The sequence below is a fragment of the Ketobacter sp. genome, from assembly GCF_003671495.1.
GTDB lineage: Bacteria > Pseudomonadota > Gammaproteobacteria > Pseudomonadales > Ketobacteraceae > Ketobacter.
In genome coordinates this window covers 122,433-141,524 of sequence record NZ_RCHN01000020.1, presented here as the reverse complement: position 1 = coordinate 141,524, position 19,092 = coordinate 122,433, and the positions used below count along the sequence as shown (strand labels likewise).

17 protein-coding genes are annotated in these 19,092 nt (G+C 58.2%); 10 read left to right on the top strand and 7 right to left on the bottom strand.

What is annotated here, in order from left to right; genetic code table 11:
- Window positions 1-84: 84 nt before the first annotated feature.
- From D9N14_RS10395 to D9N14_RS10385, 3 genes are all read left to right on the top strand, one after another.
- Window positions 85-828, top strand: coding sequence for a hypothetical protein (locus D9N14_RS10395; protein ID WP_290579315.1), 744 nt, complete (start codon window positions 85-87; stop codon window positions 826-828).
- 156 nt (window positions 829-984) lie between these two features.
- On the top strand, window positions 985-2,163 hold the full coding sequence (locus D9N14_RS10390) for an acetyl-CoA C-acyltransferase (protein WP_290579314.1): 1,179 nt from the start codon (window positions 985-987) through the stop codon (window positions 2,161-2,163).
- Between the two features lie 98 nt (window positions 2,164-2,261).
- Window positions 2,262-3,269 carry an FHA domain-containing protein gene (locus D9N14_RS10385; RefSeq protein ID WP_290579313.1) on the top strand — a complete coding sequence of 336 codons (1,008 nt, stop codon included), beginning with the start codon at window positions 2,262-2,264 and terminating at the stop codon, window positions 3,267-3,269.
- Window positions 3,270-3,272: 3 nt separating this feature from the next.
- Here D9N14_RS10385 and rdgC read toward each other — a convergent pair whose 3' ends face one another.
- Window positions 3,273-4,202: a recombination-associated protein RdgC gene (gene rdgC / locus D9N14_RS10380; protein ID WP_290579312.1), complete on the bottom strand. Its 930-nt coding sequence runs from the start codon at window positions 4,200-4,202 to the stop codon at window positions 3,273-3,275.
- 92 nt (window positions 4,203-4,294) lie between these two features.
- Between rdgC and D9N14_RS10375 the strand changes: the two genes are divergently transcribed.
- Both D9N14_RS10375 and D9N14_RS10370 read left to right on the top strand, forming a co-directional pair.
- Window positions 4,295-4,930 (top strand): alpha/beta fold hydrolase, encoded by a 636-nt coding sequence (locus tag D9N14_RS10375; protein WP_411267931.1) that lies wholly within the window; start codon window positions 4,295-4,297, stop codon window positions 4,928-4,930.
- Window positions 4,927-5,382, top strand: coding sequence for a hypothetical protein (locus D9N14_RS10370; RefSeq protein ID WP_290579310.1), 456 nt, complete (start codon window positions 4,927-4,929; stop codon window positions 5,380-5,382). The genes D9N14_RS10375 and D9N14_RS10370 overlap by 4 nt, the downstream gene beginning before the upstream one ends.
- Window positions 5,383-5,389: 7 nt before the next feature.
- Here the strand turns inward: D9N14_RS10370 and D9N14_RS10365 are convergent, their stop codons facing one another.
- Together D9N14_RS10365 and D9N14_RS10360 are read right to left on the bottom strand one after the other, a co-directional pair.
- Window positions 5,390-6,304 carry a ribose-phosphate diphosphokinase gene (locus D9N14_RS10365; RefSeq protein WP_290579309.1) on the bottom strand — a complete coding sequence of 305 codons (915 nt, stop codon included), beginning with the start codon at window positions 6,302-6,304 and terminating at the stop codon, window positions 5,390-5,392.
- A gap of 14 nt (window positions 6,305-6,318) precedes the next feature.
- Window positions 6,319-7,854 carry a thymidine phosphorylase family protein gene (locus D9N14_RS10360; protein WP_290579308.1) on the bottom strand — a complete coding sequence of 512 codons (1,536 nt, stop codon included), beginning with the start codon at window positions 7,852-7,854 and terminating at the stop codon, window positions 6,319-6,321.
- 173 nt (window positions 7,855-8,027) lie between these two features.
- Here D9N14_RS10360 and D9N14_RS10355 point away from each other — a divergent pair, with 173 nt between their 5' ends.
- The 4 genes from D9N14_RS10355 (at window position 8,028) to D9N14_RS10340 (ending at window position 11,086) form a co-directional block, all read left to right on the top strand.
- Window positions 8,028-9,083, top strand: coding sequence for a PA0069 family radical SAM protein (locus tag D9N14_RS10355; RefSeq protein WP_317622610.1), 1,056 nt, complete (start codon window positions 8,028-8,030; stop codon window positions 9,081-9,083).
- A gap of 153 nt (window positions 9,084-9,236) precedes the next feature.
- Window positions 9,237-9,437, top strand: coding sequence for a DUF2788 domain-containing protein (locus D9N14_RS10350; protein ID WP_290579306.1), 201 nt, complete (start codon window positions 9,237-9,239; stop codon window positions 9,435-9,437).
- Between the two features lie 187 nt (window positions 9,438-9,624).
- Window positions 9,625-10,113, top strand: coding sequence for a DoxX family protein (locus D9N14_RS10345; RefSeq protein WP_290579305.1), 489 nt, complete (start codon window positions 9,625-9,627; stop codon window positions 10,111-10,113).
- A 16-nt stretch (window positions 10,114-10,129) separates the two neighbouring features.
- Window positions 10,130-11,086 (top strand): glutathione S-transferase family protein, encoded by a 957-nt coding sequence (locus tag D9N14_RS10340; protein WP_290579304.1) that lies wholly within the window; start codon window positions 10,130-10,132, stop codon window positions 11,084-11,086.
- Between the two features lie 4 nt (window positions 11,087-11,090).
- Here the strand turns inward: D9N14_RS10340 and D9N14_RS10335 are convergent, their stop codons facing one another.
- On the bottom strand, window positions 11,091-12,941 hold the full coding sequence (locus D9N14_RS10335) for a PAS domain S-box protein (RefSeq protein ID WP_290579303.1): 1,851 nt from the start codon (window positions 12,939-12,941) through the stop codon (window positions 11,091-11,093).
- A gap of 277 nt (window positions 12,942-13,218) precedes the next feature.
- Between D9N14_RS10335 and D9N14_RS10330 the strand changes: the two genes are divergently transcribed.
- Window positions 13,219-14,304, top strand: a complete 1,086-nt coding sequence (locus tag D9N14_RS10330; RefSeq protein ID WP_290579302.1) for an HD-GYP domain-containing protein — start codon at window positions 13,219-13,221, stop codon at window positions 14,302-14,304.
- Here D9N14_RS10330 and D9N14_RS10325 read toward each other — a convergent pair.
- From D9N14_RS10325 to D9N14_RS10315, 3 genes are read right to left on the bottom strand one after another with little or no spacing between them, the layout of a single operon-like run.
- Complete coding sequence (locus D9N14_RS10325; RefSeq protein ID WP_290579301.1) at window positions 14,295-15,845, bottom strand: FGGY-family carbohydrate kinase; 1,551 nt, start codon at window positions 15,843-15,845, stop codon at window positions 14,295-14,297. The two genes, D9N14_RS10330 and D9N14_RS10325, sit on opposite strands and share 10 nt — an antisense overlap.
- Complete coding sequence (locus D9N14_RS10320; RefSeq protein ID WP_290579300.1) at window positions 15,845-17,464, bottom strand: glycerol-3-phosphate dehydrogenase/oxidase; 1,620 nt, start codon at window positions 17,462-17,464, stop codon at window positions 15,845-15,847. Before D9N14_RS10320 ends, D9N14_RS10325 begins: the two co-directional genes overlap by 1 nt.
- Window positions 17,451-19,067, bottom strand: a complete 1,617-nt coding sequence (locus D9N14_RS10315; protein ID WP_290579299.1) for an FAD-binding oxidoreductase — start codon at window positions 19,065-19,067, stop codon at window positions 17,451-17,453. The genes D9N14_RS10320 and D9N14_RS10315 overlap by 14 nt, the downstream gene beginning before the upstream one ends.
- Window positions 19,068-19,092 lie beyond the last annotated feature (25 nt).

The following is a 19,092-nucleotide window of genomic DNA, read 5'->3' as shown; positions in this document are numbered from 1 at the left end:
CCATAAAGACCTGTGAGTACGTGTAGTAGCTAGTGCCGAGGCTTGGCTGTGCTTGGGATTTTTTTATCAAATTGGGAGACAACGATGGCAAATGCATTTGGGAACCTGAATGCCGACAAGGCAAAACAGTGGGTCGAAAAACTGGAAGCACAGCTCCACAAAGCCCAGGAAAAAGTATCCGCCGCTCGCGATAAATTGATGAAGGCCCAGGAACGCTGGCGGATCAAGGCGACCGCTGCCGCACAAATGGCAGTGGAGCAGGCCCAGGATGCGCTGGAAGTGGCAATGCACGTGGTGGATGACACCCGCAAAGAGCTGACCCAGGCCAAACTGGAAGCCCAGATTATGCAGTTGCGGGAACGCTTTCTGGAAACCGAGCATAAAATGCGGGAGAAAGTGATTGCGCGGGAAGAGGAGCTGCGCAAGAAACTGGAGAAAGACCTTGAGGATGCTTACGACAAAGCCCGTAAGCAGGTGGAGGCCGCCCTGGAGAGCAAGTACGCCAAGCAGGTACTCGAATACACCAAGAGCTTTGAGGACAAGGTCAAGAGCGCCGCCAAGGAATTTGAAAAACGCGAGAAAGAACTGCTGCAACGCAGTGGACTCTCCATTACCCGCAAAAAGCCGGTAGCAAAGAAGGCCCCCGCCAAAAAGGCCGCTGCCAAAAAAGCACCTGCCAAGAAGGCGGCAGCCAAGAAAGCCCCTGCCAAAAAAGCCACCACCAAGAAAGCCGCGGCTAAGAAGGCGCCTGCCAAAAAGACTGCAGCCAAGAAAACCAGCGCGAAAAAATCCGCGGCCAAGAAAGCCTCTCCCAATACTCCGGCCTGATCGGATGAGCGTTCAGGGGCAGCTCAGGCTGCCTCTGATCCGAGGCGCGCTTTCAACATACTGAAGTGACCGGTTCTTGGTTGAAAAAGTCATTGTCTTTTTCAGACCCGGTGGTCATCATTGTCGTTTTCCATGGGAATCATTAAGGAGAACACTGTGGCTGCTGCATACATCGTAGACGCTGTAAGAACCGCTGGTGGACGTCGTAACGGGCGCCTGAGCCAGGTAAGCCCCGCCGACCTGGGGGCGGTTGTGATCAACGCCCTGTTGCAACGCAATTCCATTGATCCGGCCCTGATTGAAGACGTTATTTTTGGTTGTGTCAGCCAGATTGGTCCACAAACCTTCAACATGGCGCGCACCGCGATCCTGGCTTCTGACCTGCCCATCGAGGTACCCGGCGTCACCATCGACCGCCAATGCGGCTCCGGTCAGCAGGCCATTCACTTTGCCGCCCAGGCCGTGATGTCCGGCACCCAGGATGTGATCATCGCCGGGGGCGTGGAAAACATGAGTATGACCCCCATCGGTTCCCCCCTGCTGGTGGCAGCCAAAGCCGGTATGCGCGGCCCGTTCGATGGTGAAGCCATTTCTGCCCGTTACCCCGGTTTTGATTTCAGCCAGTTTGTGGGTGCTGAGCGCATGGCTGAGAAATACAAAGTGACCCGGGCGGAGTTGGATGATTTCGCCTACCAGAGCCACATGAAAGGCGCGGCGGCCTATGATGACAACCGCTTTGACCGTGAAATCATTCCCATGAACGTGACCGTGGAAGGGGAGCAGGTGGTCCACAGTGTGGATGAAGGTCTGCGCCGCAATGCCTCACTGGAGGCCATCCGGGAACTCGATCCCCTGCAGGAAGGTGGCCTGATCACCGCAGCGTCCGCCAGCCAGATCTGCGACGGCGCTGCCGCGACCCTGATTGTCAGTGAGCGGGCCCTGAAGCAATACGGCTTCACGCCGTTGGCCAAGATTCACGACATGGCAGTGGTTGGTTCTGATCCCACCATGGTATTGGAAGGCCCCATCCCGGCCACCCAGAAAATCCTCCAGCGCAGCGGCCTCAAAATTGAGGACATTGCTCTCTATGAAGTCAATGAAGCCTTCGGTTCGGTGCCCCTGGCCTGGAAAAACGCCATCGGGGCTGATCTGGATCGCCTCAACGTGAACGGCGGCGCACAGGCGTTGGGTCATCCGTTGGGTGCAACCGGTGCCAAACTGATGGCGACCCTGGCCTATGAGTTGATTCGTCGCAAAGAGCGTTACGGCCTGCTGGCGATCTGCGAAGGGCTGGGTACTGCCAACGCTACCATCATTGAGAACCTGCAGATCTAGGGTGCCCTGATAACCTGATCTAACGCCGGTCTGCAGCGCCCACGGGCCCTGTGACCGGCGACCTTTCTAAGCGGGCATACTCAACCTATAATCAGTTCATGAGCTATAGAAATGGTGCCCATCATTCCATGCATGACGCTACCTTGGCCCCCGGCACAGGAGGGCAACTCATTGGCGCTGAACTCCGTCTGCGTTCCCTGCAGGATGGTATGGAGTTTCCCCTGGACGCGGCTGAAATCCTGGTGGGGCGAGAGTTGGAGTGCCAGCTTACCCTGGAAAGTGGACACATATCCCGCTATCACGCCAAGCTGACCCTGATACACGGGGATTTGGTGGTGGAGGATTTGCGGTCCACCAACGGCACCTTCATCAACGGCCGTCGCATCTCGGCACCTCAGTCCCTCAGTGTGGGGGATGAGCTTCGTTTCCACGAAATGGCGTTTCGCCTGGTGGCAGGGAACACGGGCTCCGGTGCCGCTGACGCCACCGTTTTTCAGCAAGCATCCCAGGTACAGACCGGCACACCGATGCCGGCCGATCCGCTGCAACAGCCCGTCAGGGGGGAGCGCACTCCAGCACCCGAACCGGTTCCTGTGGTGGAAGAGGGCACCCGCCTGTTACACGCAGAGGATCTGAATCGGTTGCAGGGTAACGATCAGCCTGGTTCAGTGTCCATCGACAGCGGCAGTGGCCCCCGTTTGGTGATGCTGTCCGCCCCTGCCCGCGGTAAAGTGTATTCTCTGATCTCGCGCAACAAAAATGCCTGGCTGATTGGGCGCGGGGGCGACGCCGACTTCCAGGTCGCTGACAAAACCGTATCCCCCCAGCATGCGCGGATCCGCAAGCTGGCCCATGAATGGATTCTGGAATCCTGCGAGGGCAACAATCCGATTTTCATCAACAACCGTTCGGTGGAGTTCACCAGCCTGCATCCGGGGGACGTGATTCGGGTGGGGCGAATGGAGTTGATCTTCCGCATCGATGAGAAAACCCTGGTGCCCGAGATCCATCGCCGCAAGGCCCTGCCGGTTTCCAGAACCAATCTGGCCCTGGCGGTTGGGGCCCTGGTGGTGGTGGGCGTGGTGCTCGGGATTGTGTTGGTGTAGGCGTTATACCACCCGGGTTTTTTCCAATCCGCCAAAGGCTTTGAACAGATCCTTGCAGAACTTGGACAACTCCAGGCTCATCACCGCGAAATCCTGATCAAACTGTTGTGCCTTGCTTTCGGCGTCTGTTTCGTGGGCCTGTTCAATCAGCTGGTCGTCGAATTTCATGCGCTTGATGCACAAGTCGTCTTCAATAACGCAGTGCAGACTGTCGTTCCAGTTCACCGCCAGTTTGCTGCAGCGTTTGCCGGATTCCAGCATGGATTGTACTTCGTCGGCATCCAGATCCTGGGCCTTGCAGCGGATCACGTTGGCGCTGTCGCTGGGGTTGCTCAGTTCGCACTCCCGCTCCAGTTGGAACGGCGGGTGAGCATTCTGCTCCGCCAGCCAATGGGTCATCACATCGCTGGGCACCTGTTTGCTCACCGGCGGAATCACCGGCAGTGAGCCCAGGGTATCCCGCAGGTGACTCATGAACTGCTCCGCGCGATTTGAGCTGGAGGCATCGATCAGCAGCAGGTTGTCTTTTGGTGAAATGTAGCCGTAAATGCGATGACTCTTGGAAAAGGCTCGCGGCAGCAGGTCCAGCATAACTTCATCTTTCAGCTGGTCCCGCTCTTTCTTGAATACTTTACGGGCTTCCTTCTCTTCAATCTGGCGGGAGCGCTCGGTGACCGCTTCCTTCACCACCGAGGCGGGAATCACCTTGTCCTCCCGTTTGGCACACAGCATCAGGTAGCCGTTGCAGGCATGGACAAACTGAGGCTCCTGGGTATCGGATTCCTGCTCGATGGGGGGAACCCAGCCGTATTTGCTGAGATCCTGGCGGCCGCAGGGGTGGAAGGCTTTCTGCGCCAGCAGGTCCTGCAACGCCATTGCACCCAAGTCGAAGGGCTTGGTGAATCGATAGATGCGCAAGTTTTTGAACCACATGTTCCGCTGCTCCAACACGCTCCAACAAAAAGGGGGCCGATTATGAGACAATGCGCCTCCGTTTCCAACCCATCTCCGTATCCAATCCAGGGGTGACCAACTTGCCTTACCTTTGCGACACGCCGCAAAAACTGAAAAGTGACCTGACTCTGGTACTGGCCCATGGTGCCGGTGCGCCCATGGACAGCGACTTTATGGGGGCCCTGGCCGGCTTGATCTGCGCCGGTGGCATCAGTGTTGTTCGTTTCGAATTCCCCTATATGGCGCAAAGGCGTGAGACCGGCAAAAAGCGCCCGCCGGATCGAATGCCGGCACTGATGGCGGCATTCGAGCAGGTGGTGGACGAGCTGGGGGGTGCCGAAGCCTGCGTGGTGGCGGGGAAATCCATGGGGGGCCGGGTGGCGTCCATGCTGTTGGCGGAGAACCGGGCGCGGGCAGCCATTTCCCTGGGCTATCCGTTTCATCCGCCAGGCAAGCCGGATAACGTCCGCCGCGACCACTGGCCGCAGATCAAGCGGCCCTGGCTGATTGTGCAGGGTACCCGGGACCCGTTCGGTAAGCCCGGGGAAGTGAATGCATACGGTTTGCCTGCCAGCGCCCGGGTGCAGTGGCTGGAGGACGGCGATCACGATTTCAAGCCGCGTAAGGCCAGTGGGCTGACCCAGGGGCAACACTGGCAACAGGCGGCCGATTGGGTGTGTGAGTTTATGGTGGGGTTAGGCAAATGAAGATAAAGGCCATGTTGTTGTGGTGCGGACTCGGTGCCTTGTTGTGCGGTTGCGACCAGTGGGCGGTGACCCCGGCGGACATCAGTGGTCAACCGATTATCGGTCATTGGTACCTGGAGCAGACCACCCAGGAAGGGGAGGACCGGTTTTATCAGCGCTTATACCTGCACGTGCGGGAAGACGGGCGTGTGCTGTATGCCAATCGGTTATGCCGTAACGTGGGCGCCGGGGGCGCGTCCAGTCACAGCGAACTGATCCTCGATTACATGGCCATCAAGCGTATTACCACTCAGAAGATGGTGCTGCAACAGTATCCTTTAACACCCAAGTTTGAGCTGCGCCTGGGGCAGTGGCCGGATCAGGGCGCGGGCGTGTTTGAGGTGGATAACCTGACGTTGCAACCCATCGCTGCTGCCGCGGCGCCGGAATTTCGCAGTTGGAGCTGCCCCTGATGGACCCTTATGCCATGTGTCCTCCTTTCATATTCCTGGCCGCTGTGGCCAGCAGCGGACTGAGGTCAATGCAGTTGGTTGGGTGGGGAATGCTGTTGCAGCTGATGATGCGGCTGACCCCGGCTTGTTGCAGGGCCTCGGTGGCACCAGCTGCAAACAGGGCATGGGTGCAGGCGGCGTCCACCTGGGTACAGCCGGCTGCGCGCAATGCGATGGCCGCCTGCTGGATGGTGTGTCCGGAGCTGATGACGTCATCCAGCAGAATGGCGTGCCGTCCCTCAAAATCCTGATCCGGCAGCACCACGCGAACGTCCCGGTCCCCGAACCGTTCTTTGCGGGCGATGCAGAAGGGCAGGCCGCTGGTGTCTGCGGCGGCCCTGACCCATTGTTCCGATTCTTCATCCGGGCCCACCAGAATGCCGCGCCGGATGTTCCCGGTGCCGTCGCGCTGCCATTGCGCACCCAGGTAGTGGCCGATGACGCCGGCGGCGGGCAGGCTCACAGACGGGCAGTGGATGAAGGATTCCGACAGGTCGTTGATGCGGTGCAAATGTGGGTCGACGGTAATCACTCCTTCCAGGCGACTGGAAAGCAGCTCCCCAATGATGCGCTGACTCACGGCCTGGCCCGGTTCGAACTCCATATCCTGGCGCATGTAGCATAAATAGGGAGCGACCAGAATGGCACGTTCACAACCCTGGCTGCGGCTGGCGGCCACCGCCAATATCAACTCGATGAGCTTCTGGTTGGGGTGGTCCAGGCTCAGGTAGAACAGCACCGTTGGGGGCAACGGGCTGGGCACTTTGACCCGGCTTTCCCCATCGGGGAAACGATGCACTTCCACCTGGCCATGGGTGACTTGCAGTTGCTCTGCTAACAATTGGGCCTGAGCCCGGCTTTCCTCAAAACTCAACACCATCATGAATCGGCGTGTCCTCACCAGGTGAACTGCTGTTCTTCCGCGCGACCGATGCGGATGCCGGAGTTTTTCTCAGCAAAATGGCAGGCGAATTGGAAGTCCGCGGGAAATTGCGAGTGGATTCGGTACAAGGGTTCCCCCTGGCTGACCTGGTCGCCGATGCGCTTCAGTAAATAAACACCCGCCCCTTTGTCCATGGGGGCGCCGGCCAACCGTGCCACCCGGGCCAGCGTCAGGTTGTTCACCTCCACCACGGTGCCGTCGGTTGCCGCGGTGATGTCCCGGGTCAGATTGCCGAGCGTATATTGGACCGACTGTTTGCCCTGGGCGGCGATGATCTGTTCCATTTTATAAAGGGCGCGACCGGAGTCGAGTATGTCCCTTGCCACGTCATAGCCTTCACCACCGCGAATGTCGTTATCGAATTCAATCAGGCGGCCGGCCAGTTGCAGGGACTTCTCCCTCAGGTCATGGGGCGCTTCCGGATCATTGCGCAAGACCTGCAATACATCCTGGGCCTCCAGTACCGGACCGATGCCGCGCCCGATGGGCTGGCGACCGTCGGTGATGATGACCTGGGTCACCAGCCCGATGCGGTCGCCTACGTACTCGAACAGTTTGCGCAAATGCATGGCTTCCTTCATGGATCGCACTTTGGCGGTGGGCCCGGCTGGGATATCGATCAACAGGTGGGTGGAACCGCAGGCGCGTTTCTTTGACAGAATGGATGCCACCATCTGTGCCTGGGAATCAATGGCCAACGGCCGTTCCACCGAGATCAGCACATCGTCTGCCGGCGCCAGTTTGGCGGTACCACCCCAGGCCACGCAGCCCCGTTGTTCACGCACAATCTGGTGCAAGCGCTCCACCGGCAGATCCACCTGGGCCAGCACCTCCATGGTGTCGGCGGTGCCCGCTGGCGAGGTGATGGCGCGGCTGGAGGTTTTGGGGCAGAGCAGGCCGAAGGCCGCCACAATGGGCACCACCAGCATGGAGGTGCGATTGCCCGGAATGCCGCCGATGCAATGCTTGTCCACCACCCGTTTTTCCTCCCAGTCCAGTTTCTGGCCGGAGTCCACCATAGCGTTGGTAAGATAGAGCACTTCGTCCCGATCCAGGCCAGCCTCCGATACCGCCACGATAAATGCTGCGATCTCCGGTTTGGAGTAACGGTTGTGGGCGATGTCCTGGATGATCTGGTTGAACTTGTCCTGGGTAATGCGCTCACCGGACAGCTTTTCCCGCACGTACTCCATGGAGAGAGGCGGCTCAGCGTGGTTGACCCGGACACTGGAACCCTCTGCCACCGCCAGGTGATCAAAGGCCTGTTCTGACAGCCCCAATTGCCCGGGCATCACGATGCACTCGTCGTCCACCACGTTCAGCACCGCCAGAATGCGATGGCCATCCTGCTGGATCTCAATTTTACTCAGGGCCTGGAAACCTTCTGCTTTGTAGACCGGACACTCCCGATGCAGGTAGGCGACGTTCTCGTGATAGGTATCGATGGCAACCCGCTTCAGGTGCAGCACGGGTTGGGTGGCATTGGCCATGGGTATCTCCTTGTTTCTTATTGGAACATGATAAAACGGGCGGGGGAGGCAGACCAGGCATCCAAATCAATGTATTGCTAAAATTCCTATACTGTATAAATATACAGTTTATGGTGCGTGTCAGAAATAGCGCCAGAGTCAGAATCCGGGCGAGAATCAGCACAAGGGGCATGATGAGCAATCCAGACGGTTTCCATAAAGGACGTGGCGCGGTGAGCAACCGCAACGGTCGCTATTGTGCGGCAACGGTGATTCCGGAAGAGGACGCGCCACGTCCGGACCCGGCGACGGTATTTTACCGCGAGACCGCCAAATCCATCATCACCCGCAACCAGTCCCCGGATGTGCCCTTCGATTTCTCCATTAACCCGTATCGGGGCTGTGAGCACGGTTGCATTTATTGCTTCGCCCGACCCAATCACGCCTACGTGGATCTGTCACCCGGGCTGGATTTCGAAACCCGAATCTTCTGCAAGGATAATGCGGCTGAACGCCTGGAGGCACGCTTCCAGCAGCGGGGCTATCAAGCAGCGCCGGTGACGTTGGGCACGGCCACTGATCCTTATCAGCCGGTGGAGACAAGCCGGCTGATCACCCGCCGCTTGCTGGAAGTGTTACTGCGCTATCGGCATCCATTCAGCCTGATCACAAAAAGCAGCCTGGTACTGCGGGATCTCGATCTGCTGGAGGAGGCGGCCGGCTACGGTCTGGTGAACGTTATGATCAGTGTCACCACCCTGGACAATGACCTGAAAACCCGGCTGGAGCCTAGAACCGCCTCCGGAGCCGCCCGCCTGCGGGCCGTTTCCGCGCTGACGGCCCGGGGGATACCGGTGGGCGTGCTGATGGCGCCCGTGATTCCCTGGATCAATGACGGAGAGATTGAATCAGTGGTGGAGCGCTCAGCGGAGGCCGGGGCAGAGAGTGCCAATTTCATCCTGTTGCGACTTCCGTTGGAGGTCGCCCCCCTGTTTGAGGAGTGGCTGGCGGTGCATTACCCGGAGCGTGCCCAGCGGGTGCTAAATGCCCTGCGCAACAGTCGTGGCGGCAAGCTCTATGATGCGCGCTTTGGGGCCCGTATGCGGGGCACTGGGGCCATGGCGGAACTCTACGGGAACCGATTCAGGTCAGCCTGTCGTCGTGCGGGTATTCAGCATGGCGGAAGCCGTGAACTGCGCTCTGATCAGTTTTCTTTACCAAATAAAAACAGGCAATTAGGGCTCTTTTGAGTGTTTTATTAAGAAAAGTAAACGAGTGTTAGCTTAATGTTGATTTAGGTCAGTTTTTTATCAGGGAGAACTTGTTTATTCACTTTTGGGTGGGTATAGTCCGCCACGCTAATGAACGCCTGAAGTGTCAGGTTCCGAAGTCGAGGTGGCGTGATGTCAGTAGAGCAGTTTGAAGCGGTCTCCCTGTATGTGTGCGTATCCGGTCTGATTGCGTATATGTTTTTCATCATGTACAAGCTGGCGGCAGAGTCCAAAGCCGGCAAGCTCGGAACCTTTGCCATCTTCCTGACCCTTGGCCTAGGGATCTTCGGCTTCATTGCTAAGGAAGTGATCACCATCGTGATTGATGTATAGTTCAAGCGGCCATCCCGAATTTTGCAGAAACCTCCCTTTGTGGAGGTTTTTTTGTGCCTCGCTTCCCACACCCGCCCAAATAATATTCGAATAAATCGATTTATATGGTCGAATATATCCAATATTAATCGAAAAAATCGTTACCTATAATCTCTCCAACCTTAAAACAAACAGATTGGAGACGATCATGAAACCAGGTTTAATCAATACTCTTTTCGCAACGGACAACGGTTTGGCTGGGCTGGCGCTGCGGGTTCCCGCCGGCATCATCTTCGCGGCACACGGTGCCCAGAAGTTATTCGGTGCGTTCGGTGGCTATGGGTTGGAAGGCACCGGGCAGTGGATGGCTTCCATCGGCCTGGAGCCGGGTTACCTGATGGCCCTGGCTGCGGGCAGCGCGGAGTTTTTTGGCGGCCTGGCCCTGCTGGTGGGGTTGTTGACCCGCCCGGCGGCGCTGGTACTTGCGGTGACCATGTTGGTAGCCATCCTCTCTGTCCACCTCCCGCACGGCTTGTTCATGAGCAACAACGGTTATGAGTTCGGGCTGTCCCTGTTCGCCATCGCGCTGGCCTTGCTGTTCAATGGTGGTGGGGCCTGGTCCCTGGATCGTGTGGTGGTGGGTCGACTGAACGGCGGTGCGCGCAGCCGCCATCTGTCCGGTGTGCTGGCTCAATAAAACGGAGGGTATCGTCATGGGTTTGCTGGTTGAAGGTCGCTGGGTCGATCAATGGTATGACACCGATTCCACCAAGGGGCGCTTTGAGCGCTCCGCAGCCCAGTTCCGTAACTGGGTAACGCGGGATGGTTCCCGGGGCGCGTCCGGTCGTGATGGGTTCAAGGCCGAGCCTGGCCGCTATCACCTGTATGTGTCATTGGCCTGCCCCTGGGCACATCGGACGCTGATTTTTCGTCGCTTAAAGGGGCTGGAAACGATGATCGGGGTATCCGTGGTGAACCCCCTTATGCTGGATCAGGGTTGGACGTTCCAACCAGACCAGGGTGCCAATGGCGATGACGTGTATCAGTTGGCCTACCTTTACCAGCTTTATCTGAAGGCGGACCCGGAGTACAGCGGGCGGGTTACCGTACCGGTGCTCTGGGACAAGCACACGGAAACCATCGTCAGTAATGAATCTGCGGATATTATTCGCATGTTCAATAGCGCCTTCGATGAATGTGGTGCCAAGCCCGGTGATTACTATCCCGCACCCTGGCGCGATGAAATCGATCAGTTGAACCATCTTATTTATGAGACCGTGAACAACGGCGTCTATCGGGCCGGGTTTGCGACCCGGCAGGAAGCTTACGAAGAGGCGATCTCACCGTTGTTCAAAACCCTGGATTATCTGGAGCAGCGGCTCGAAGGGCGGCCATTCCTGTTGGGCGAGTCCGTAACCGAGGCCGATTGGCGTCTGTTCACCACGCTGATCCGCTTTGATGCCGTATATTTCGGGCATTTCAAATGCAATCTGCGGAGGATTGTGGATTACCGGAATCTGTCCGCCTACCTGCGCCGCCTTTACCAATGGCCCGGGGTGGCAGAGACGGTGGACTTCTACCATATAAAGCAGCACTACTATGGCAGTCACCGCACCATCAACCCCACGGGAATCGTGCCACTGGGTCCCCAGGTGGTGATCCCCGATTAACGGGTCAAGCGCCAGCGGATGGTTCGTTTTCGGTGGGATCAGGCAGCGCTGCGATCACCGCCAGCCAACCCTCAATGACATGCTGTTGGTTGATGACCGCGGTAATGGAGAGCTTGACTCGGCACAGAGTTCCGTCTCTGCAGGTGAAGAGCCACTGGTTGTCCTGATCCTCACCTTGTTCCAGCGCGGTGGTGAACAGCCGGAAGCCGCTGATGGTGACATCGTAACGTTGCTGGATGGCGCTCTGGAACGCCTCCAGTTGCACCCGGTCGATCAGGCAGTGGGGGAACGTGCGCCCCGCCAATTCGTGTTCTTTGAAGCCCAGCAAGCGAATGGCGCCACTGTTGCAATTCTGGATGCGGCCTTCCTTATCCATGGTGATCACCGCCAGGTTGGCGCTGTCCAGAATGGCTCGCTGCATTGACAGGCTGCGTTCCAGCAGTTTGGCGGTGGTCTTGTGTTCGTTGTTTTCCCGCTTCAGGTTCTGGGTGCTCACCTCCGCCGATTTGAGTGCCTGATTGAGTTGACGGGTGCGATGGTTGTACCACTGGGCCAGTTGTCCCAGTTCGTCGTTGGGGCCGAGGTCAAGGGGCAATTCCCGGCCATCCTGTGCCGACTGACGGATTCTGGCGGTCATGTCCTGCAGGCGGGAAAACAACACGTTCCATAAAAACACAGCACAGGCTGTTCCCCATATTACAATGATGGTGATGGAACCCAAGGTGACGGACTGGCTGATATTCAATGCAGCTTGCACCGAATCCTGAACAGGAAACACCGTGACGACTTTCCAGTGCGTGTGGGGCATCGTGTAGACAGTGACGTTGCTGTGTCCGTGGAGCAGAATGTCATCTTCCGTTTCAAAGTTGTCCAGCACGCGAATCTTGCGATCGCTGTTGCGGAAAAGATTATGGGCGATGAGGCGGGCTTCCGGCAGGCCAATCTGGTAGCTGCGCTCTGCAATCTGCTTTGCCGTATCCTTGATCTGCTCTGCGTCGCGATTGACGATGGTAGAGGACTGATGGCTGAGAAAATTTAGCCGGTCTGCCACTGGCCGAAACACCGGCAACTGAGTGGCCAGTTCGTCGATGTATATGAAATCGGTGAAGACCCGGTTGCGCTGATCCTGGCGGGCGGTGACTACCATGGCCGGGTCCGGAAACGAAATAAACTTGTTGTTGCGATCAATGACAAAGGCGTAACCACGACGTTCGCCAATGCGTTCCGCCACCAGGTTGGTTAACCCTTCCAGCTTCAGGTCGACGGTGGCAACGCCCTGTAATGCGAGGCCTTGGTAGATCGGCACGGAGCAGGTAACCATGGGTTGCAGCGAATAGGGGTCGGTATAGGAGCGGGACCAGTAGGCATTGCCATCGTCCAGGTAGGTGGCGGGCACATACCATTCCTCGTGGTGGTAGCCGGGGCCTTCTGCCCGATTGTAGTCATCAAAAAAGGTCAGGTTGTTGTCGGCTGTGCGCCCCCAGAACAGACTGGCCCGTTCCTGATTAGCGTCCACCCTGAAGGGCTCAGGCCAGATGCCGCCCCCTGCGATCACGCCCCGCAACGATTCCAGATCCAGCAATTTGGGAATGACGTCCCGCATCCCATCATAGTCGTCCGTGACAGTTTCCATCAGGTTGGCGATGTCTTTGGTGAGGGTTTCCGCCTGCAGAAACTGCACGCTGAGCTCTGTGACGATGTTTTCGCCGATCTGCCGCTGTAGGTCCTTGTGCTGTTGAACGAGCAACGGCAGCCCCCGGTACCAGATCAGCCAGAGGTTGGATGCAATCAGCACCAAAAACAAAACGAACAGGCCGATCGCGAGCTTGAAACGCAGACTGCTGGGCCAGTGCATTGGGGGCTGGGAACTCCGGTCGACAGAGGGTTTACGGGAGCTATTCAAATCCGTTGAGCGCTCATGCTGGTTCATGCCCGCAGTATACCCCAGTGCTTATAAAATTTTTAAGAAATTCAGGAATCTCTGTCTTGAGTCAACTAAATGGACGGCTTTCAACTTGCATTGACGCCAGTTTGCATTAAGGATGAATGTTAAACCGGTATGAAATGGTGAGGTCGTTATGTCTGGAGACAAGCATACAGATCCCTGGTTGGGCCTTGGGGGTGTAGACACCGTGTCCGATAAGCTGCAGTTCATGCACGAGGTGATGACTGGGCACATGCCGCACATCACCCGGGTTGCGGTGGCGTTGTATGATCCGGAAACGGATTACTTACGCACCTTTGTTTACAGCAGCAAAGAGGAAAGCCCGCTGACCCACTACCAGGCCAGGCTGGCGGATTGTCAATCTTTGGGTGAGATCGCGGCATCTGGACTGCCCAGGGTGGTCAACGATCTGAGTGTGTTCAACCAGTTTGGTGAAGAACACCAACATACCCGCGCCATTTTTGATGCAGGGCTTCGTTCCAGCTATACCTTGCCCATGGTGTGGGGCGGACATTTTTTCGGGTTCGTGTTTTTCAACGGCGATGAGGCGGATGTGTTCACGGAGCGTGTGCTGACGGAGCTGGATGTGATCGGTCACATGATCACGCTGTTGATTTACAATGAGCGTACCAATGTGCGGGTGTTGTTGGCCACCATCAAATCCGCTTTGGACCTGACTCATTCCAAAGATCCCGAGACCGGTGGCCACCTGGAGCGTATGTCCCGCTACTCCCGCCTGATTGCCCACAGCATTGCCCCCAGGCATGGTTTGGATGATCAGTATGTGGAAAACATTTTGTTGTTTTCGCCTTTGCACGATTTGGGCAAGCTGGTGATTCCCGACCGTATCCTGCTAAAAGAGGGGCCGCTCAATGAAGAGGAGCAGGAGGTAATGCGCACCCATGCGGAAGAGGGCCGCAAGCTGGTGGATAAGCTCTTGAAAAATTATGGACTGGATGGGGTGGAGCAGGTGGGTATGCTGAAGAACATCGCCTTGCATCACCATGAAGCCTGGAATGGCAGCGGTTATCCGGATCGCCTGGTGGGGAGTGCCATACCCTTGGAGGCTCGGATTGTGGCGGTGGCGGATGTGTTTGATGCGTTGACCAGTCGGCGCCCCTATAAAGAGGCGTGGAGCAATCGGGCTGCTTTTGACAAACTGAACGAGCTGGCCGGCGTGCAGCTGGATGCAGAATGCGTCCAGGCCCTGGTGGACAATGAAGACCAAGTGTTGGAAATCCAGCGGCTCTTCAAAGAGAACGCCTACGGGTAGCCGACAATGCGGCGGATGGATTGATACAAAGGCTTCAATCGTTCGTACAGTGGTGTGTACACCTCTTTGAACAGCTGGTCGTACAGTTTTTGGTTTTGTGGTTGGGGTGTGAACGCTCTGCCGCGGTGGGTCATGGCTTCTATGGCATGGCGATGGTCATCGAACAGTCCGGCGCCAATTGCACCATTGATCGCGGCGCCCAGTCCGGAGGTTTCATAGGTGTGTGGGCGCGTTGCCTCCATGCCGAAAATGTCTGCCGTAATCTGCATCACGCCGTCGCTTTGTGAGCCGCCTCCGGACACCATCAGGGTGTGAATGTTTTTGCGACTTTGCTTTTCCACCCGCTCTTTGCCTTCGCGGAGGGCGTAGGCGATACCTTCCACGATGGCGCGGTACAGGTGAGCGCGGGTGTGCACATCGCCAAAGCCGATTATGGCGCCTTTGGCTTCCGGCCCGGGTATGCGTAATCCAGGCGACCAGTACGGCTGTAATGTCAATCCCATGGACCCGGCGGGTACCGACGCCAGCAATGGCTCGAACAAGGTTTCCACGGCCACTCCCAGCTCGGCCGCCTGGGATATTTCCTCCCGCGCAAACTCCCGCTTGAACCAGTTCACCATCCAGTAACCCCGGTGCACGATCACTTCGGTACTGTAATGCCGGGGGATGGCTGCCGGGTAGGGCGGCAGCATGGGGGTGGTTTCGAAATAGCGTGGGCTGGTGGTGTTGAAGGTGGCTGTGGTGCCGTAACTGATATGGCCGATGGCCGGGGATAACGCACCGGAACCGATGACCTCGCAGGCTTTGTCGCTACCGGCTGCCACCAGGGGCAACCCACAGGGCAGACCGGTGGCATCGGAGGCGGCTTTGGAGATGCGGCCGATGACGCTACCTGGCAGGTGCAGTGATGGCAGTTGGCGGGGTTTGACGGTCAACGCCTGCCAACGCCAGTCGAAGGAACTGCACCAGCGATGCTGTTTGAAATCAAAGGGCAGATAACCCACTTGGCTGGCGGTTGAATCGGCATAGCGACCGCAGAGCTTGTGGTTCAGGTAGCCCGACAGCAGCAGGAATTTGTCCGTGGCCTGCCAGATGTCCGGTTGGTGATGGGCGATCCAGTTGCGTTCCGCCTGGGATCGATAGTAATTCAGAATGTCTTCGCCACCGGCCGCTTTGATCAGGTAGCGCCAGGGTCCTTTCAGCTTAGGCACCTGTTCCAGGTGCCGTTGATCCAGCCACACCATGGCCGGGCGCAGGGGCTTGCCCTGCCGGTCCAGGTTGACCACGGTGGAGCGTTGCGTGGTCAGCGCGATGCTGGCGATGGCGGCGCGATCCACGTTGTTGTTTGACCACAAGCCCTGGCAGGCTGCGCAGAGTTTATTCCAGAAATAGTCCGGGTCCTGTTCTGCCCAGCCGGGTTGGTCGGAGTAGTAGGCTTCGATGTCCACTTTGCTTTTGGCGAGCAGCTCGCCCTCCAGGCTGAACAACAGGGCCCGGATACTCTGGGTGCCGTTATCGATGGCGAGAAGGGTTTTATCCATCAGGCATCCGGTACCGAATAGTGCTGCTGCCACAGGTTGCGGTAGCGTTGCAGCTGGCGTTGCCACTGGGCCTCATCCCAGCCCAGCTCATCACGGCAAATCGTCTGCAATGGGCCAAACAGGGCTTCACCTCCGCTTTTCAGTAACAGGCCCAGGCGGGTGCGGCGCAGCAGCAGATCGTCCAGGTTAACCACGCTTTCCTCGCGGGCGCACCAGCGCAGTTCTGCCAGGCAGAAGCGGGTGGGGGGAATGGGGGTCAGCTCACCGTCGCGGGCAAGCTGTACGATGTCCCCGGCCCGATCGCCATAGCACCCAAGCAGGCGGGCGGCCTGTTCCGGGGCCAGGGGCGGTTGCGGTGCAGATCCCATGGTACTCAGTTCCGCTGGGGTAAGGGTTGGCGGGGTGATGATGCTGTTGCCACCGTGAATCAGGGATTTGATGTCGGCTCCCAATAGGGGGGCTGCGGCTTTCAGGGTGTCCAGTGCGATCAGGCGAAAGGTTGTTAACTTGCCGCCGCTGACACTCACCAAGCCTTGGTTCACCCACACCTGGTGATCGCGCTTTTCTTTGGATGGTGCTTTATTTCGATCCTTGCTGATTACCGGCCGCACGCCGGCAAAGGTGGACAGGATGGCGGCGCGATTAATTCCGGCAAGGGGGAACTGTTGTTGTGCCAAGTGCAGAAGATAGTCCACCTCGGCACTGGTGATTGCCGGTTCCGAGTTGAGGTCGGCATCATGATCCAGATCGGTGGTGCCGATCACCGTGGTGTTTTCCCAGGGGAAGATGAACACCGCCCGTTTATCCTGGGGGTGAAACAGGGTGAGGGCATCGGCGACCGGGGCCAATTCGTGGGGGATGATGATATGGCTGCCGCGCAGTGGGCGGATGGTGCGCTCTTGTGCCACCGGCTCCCGTAGATGGTCCACCCAGGCGCCAGTGGCGTTGATCACCACCCGCGCTTTCACCTCCTGTTGTTCGCCATCGACCTGGTTGGTCACCAGCACGCCGTTGACATCATGGTTGCTGTCAAACAGTAAGGATTCGGCCCGGCAATAATTCAAGGCCAGTCCGCCTTCGTGAAGGGCTTCATGCAGAACCCGCAGCACCAGCCTGGCGTCGTCGGTGATGGCATCGGTGTAGTAGCTGGCGCCTTTCAGTTGTTCCGGATTCAGGCCCGGCACCCGGGTCAGCAGTGCTTTGGCGTTGAAATATTGTTGGGTTTTGATGCCCGCCAGCGTGTCGTACACCTTGAGCAGGCTGTTGAACAACAATTTTCCCGGGATCTGGCCTTTGCGGATCGGGAACAGGTAACCCAGCCGTTCCACCAGCCCGGGTGCTTCTGCGATCAGCCGCTCCCGTTCCTGCACCGAGTGGCGGGTCAGTGCGATGTCACCCTGGGCGATATAGCGCAATCCGCCGTGTACCATCTTGGAGGAGCGACTGGAGGTGCCCCAGACAAAATCCTGCTGTTCCAGCAACAGGCACTGCAGCCCCAGGCGCGCCGCCTCCCGTAAAATGCCGGCACCGGTGATGCCGCCACCGACAATCACCAGATCCCAGGGTTGGGCACGCTGTTGAATCTGTTGCCAGGTGCCTTGTCGATCAATGGCCGTCATGACTGGGGTCCTCAGGTAACAGTTTTCCCGGATTCATATTGCCACTGGGATCGAAATAACGACACAGCGCGCGCAGGGTGGCGATGCCCAGTTCCCCTTTCTCGGCCTTGAGGTAGGGCGCGTGATCCGTGCCAACGCCGTGCTGATGGGAGATGGTGCCGCCCTGTTTGATAATGGCCTGGCTGGCTGCCTGTTTCATGCGCCGCCAGCGATCCTGGGTCTCGGCATAGGTCTTGCCGCAGCGAAACACGTAGGTGGTGTAGATGCTGGAGCCCTGCCCATAGATGTGAGACAGGTGCGTGAACACGTGAATGTTCTCCCGTGCCATTTTCAGCGTGTTGTGGATGGCATGTTCGATAGCGTCCACCGTGGCCGGCACCCGCGCCCAATCCACGGCGGTTTCCAGAGTGTCCACAGCGTAGCCCAGTTCCCACAGTGCATGCCGCAAATACGGTGAGCGGAAGCGATTTTCCCGCCACTTGTTGCCCAATAAGGTGCCGGTGTTCACACCACCAAAGCCGCGCAACACACGATTGGCCTGGGCCAATATGGCTTTGCAGTCTGCTTTGCTGCCGGTCACACCAAAGGTGAACATGCATTTATTCCGGCTGGCTCCGCGCAGACTCAGGTAGCCTTCCAGCAGGCTGATGGCGTGTTCGTGTCCGGCCAGTTTTAATTGAGTCCAGGTTTCTCGCGGATTGCTCAGTCGCATCATGGAAAGCGGCACCCGGGCCTGGGCCAGTGTGCGCACCGCCGAGATACCGCTGTCCCAGTCCGGAAAGAAAACAACGTAAAAATGTTCCTGCTCCGGTAATGGGCTGATGCGGACGCTGACATCGGTGATGATGCCCAGGCGGCCTTCAGAGCCCAGGATCAGTTCGCGCAGATCCGGCCCCGCGGAGGATGCGGGCAATGTGGGAATAGTGAGGGTGCCGGCCATGGTTTCCACCGTAGCGCCGGCAAACAGTTGCTCGATGCGACCATAACGCAAAGATTGCTGGCCACTGGAGCGGCTGGCCACCCAGCCTCCCAGGGTCGACAACTCCCAGGACTGCGGGAAATGCCCAAGCATGTAACCCTGGGCCGACAGTTGCGATTCCAGAAGGGGCCCGGGTGTGCCCGCGCCGAAGGTGGCCAGCTGGCTGGTGGGGTCCAGGTGCAGCAGGCGGTTGAAGTTTTTCATGTCCACTGTGAGCGTGGCGCGGTCGCAATCCCGCGGATTGATGTGACCCACCACAGAAGAGCCACCGCCGTACGTGATCAGCTCCACATCGTGCTGTTGGGCATACTGCAGCAACGCGCGTACGTCTGCGTTGGTATCCGGAAACGCCACACCGTCGGGAAAGGGGGCCATGTTCCCGGAGCGCATGGCGAGCCAGTCCGGCAGGCTTTGTCCGCGGGCATGACGTACCCGTTGTTCGGGGTCCATGGATACCAGTGGGTGCGCCGGCAATCGCGAAGCCGGGACCTGGTCCAGGACGGATTCCAGAGTCGCGTCCGGCAACGGACAACCGCTACCGATTTGTTGGGCGAGAAAACGTTGGGCCTCCGGCTTCAGCGGGAAATGATCAGCTTCATCACCCCAGCCATTCCATCGTCGCATGGGCGGTCCTTATCGGGTTAGTACA